Consider the following 1281-nt stretch of genomic DNA (forward strand, 5'->3'; position numbering starts at 1 on the left):
CGCCCCGGCTGCGGCTTGACAACCACATAGGGACACCCCCCCAGCTCCGGTCGGCCCGTGCCCCTGCATCCTCGGGTCCCGGCTGGTCGGGCGACTCCCTCGCCCTGCCACCGCGAGCCGTACGGTCCCCACCCCGCGGGCGGCTGCGCACCTCGTCGACCTCGCACTCCCCGGGGCAACGGGGATTTCCGCGTGGGTGAGGGCACCACCGATTCGTCCTCACTCACCCGGACGGGCAGCCCGCATGGCCGGGCCGGGACTCACGGTTGGCGCTCAGCCGCGCTGCCCACCGCGACCGACCGTCCCCACCGCCGGTAGTGGCGCGCCCTCCCGGCTGTTCGCCGGGTGTCCCGCGCCCCCGGCACACGGCACCCGCCGTCCGGGGGCCGGCCGCGCGCGAGGGAGCTCCGGTTAGCATCGCCCGCCGTGAACACAGCAGGCGTGCTCCACGCCGAGATCGACGGCCAGCCCGCCACCGTCGACCAGCTCCTCCTGCCCGCCACCGTCAACTACGGTCACGTCACCACCATGCAGGTCCGCAACCGGCGCGTTCGAGGCCTGGCCGCCCACCTGGACCGGCTCGACACCGCCAACCGGGAACTCTTCGGCACCGGACTCGACGGCGACCTGGTCCGCCGACGTGTCCGCCACGCCCTGGCCGCCCGCCACGACGCCACCGTGCGCATCAGCGTCTTCCAGCCCGAGGACGCCCCCACGTCGTCCCTGCTGGTCACCATCCGCCCACCCGCCGACCCGCCGGCGGCCCCGCAACGCCTCCGTTCGGTCCGCTACCAACGCCCCCTGCCGCACCTCAAACACGTGGGGACCTTCGCCCAACTCCACCACGGGCGGCGGGCCAGGCAGGACGGTTTCGACGACGCCCTGCTCGTCGGACAGGACGACCTGGTCACCGAGGGCACCGTCAGCAACATCGGGTTCCTCGACGGGCCGGAGGTCCGGTGGCCGCAGGCGCCCGCGCTCGCCGGCGTCACCGAAGGGCTGCTCGTCACGGGCCTGACCGCGCGGGGCGTGCCGCAACACCGCCGCCCGGTGCGCCTGGGGGACCTGCCCGGGCTGTCGGCTGCGTTCCTCACCAACTCGCGTGGCGTGAGCCCCGTCGGCCGGATCGACGACCACCACTTCCCCGTCGACGGGGAGCTGATGGGGACGTTGCATCACATCTACGCCTCGGTGCCCTGGGACCGGCTGTGAACGACCGGCCGCGCACCGGCGGCGCGCTCCCGCCCGGCGGCCACCCCGCACCGGGCCGGCCGGCGACCC

General features: G+C 75.0%; 1 protein-coding gene. It reads left to right on the plus strand.

Annotated features, from left to right (window positions below):
• The first annotated feature begins 426 nt into the window (after nt 1-426).
• Nucleotides 427-1212 carry an aminotransferase class IV gene (locus ACTIDRAF_RS0224545; RefSeq protein WP_026066461.1) on the plus strand — a complete coding sequence of 262 codons (786 nt, stop codon included), beginning with the start codon at nt 427-429 and terminating at the stop codon, nt 1210-1212.
• The last annotated feature ends 69 nt before the right edge of the window (nt 1213-1281 follow it).

Source organism: Actinoalloteichus spitiensis RMV-1378, from assembly GCF_000239155.1.
GTDB lineage: Bacteria > Actinomycetota > Actinomycetes > Mycobacteriales > Pseudonocardiaceae > Actinoalloteichus_B > Actinoalloteichus_B spitiensis.